The sequence below is a fragment of the Oleiphilus sp. HI0066 genome (assembly GCF_001635725.1).
In genome coordinates this window covers 1-744 of the sequence record NZ_LWFH01001241.1, presented here as the reverse complement: position 1 = coordinate 744, position 744 = coordinate 1, and the positions used below count along the sequence as shown (strand labels likewise).

1 protein-coding gene is annotated in these 744 nt (G+C 41.4%); it reads left to right on the top strand.

Annotated features, from left to right (window positions below; all coding sequences use genetic code 11):
• Positions 1-653: pantoate--beta-alanine ligase (gene panC, locus A3738_RS17860; protein ID WP_068763752.1), on the top strand; the 653-nt coding region annotated here is incomplete at its 5' end.
• Positions 654-744 lie beyond the last annotated feature (91 nt).

Below are 744 nucleotides of genomic sequence, written 5' to 3'. Positions count from 1 at the left end.
ACTTTGACTCTTATCCTCGAACTCTTGAAAAAGATAGCTCCTTATTAGCAGCTCGAAACTGTGATGTATTGTTCGCGCCTAATATTTTTGAAGTATATCCTGGGGGCTTGAAGGCTGAGTCAACCGTTCATGTCCCAGACATAACCAAACATCACTGTGGTGCGAGTAGGGAAAAACACTTTGACGGTGTTGCTACCATCGTTACGAAGCTTTTCAACATGGTTCAGCCAGACCAAGCCATATTTGGAGAAAAAGACTTTCAACAATTAATGGTGATTCGAAAGCTTACTAATGATCTATGTTTTCCTATTGAAATAGTCGGCGTACCGACTTGTAGAGAGCCAAGTGGCCTTGCATTGAGCTCTCGCAATGGTTATCTAAATGAAGAGGAACACCTGCGAGCAAGTAAGCTTTTTGCGGTTCTTCAACAAACTAAAAAAGCATTAGAGTCGAACGAAGATATCGTCGTTGCACGTCAGCAAGCGATTAGTTCTTTGACAGAGAATGGCTTTAAACTCGATTATCTTAATATTGCATCCGTTGATACACTTCTGCCGGCTAAGGATGCGGATAAGGAAATTGTAATCCTTGCTGCAGTCTTTTTAGGAGCAACGCGGTTAATAGACAATATTCGAGTTTCGTTAACTGACTAAATAACAAAAACGCACAAGGACTGGCATGAGACTCGATCAAAACCATAGCTATCTACCTCTAAAGAAGCTCGCTATCAAAGCGAAGTATGAG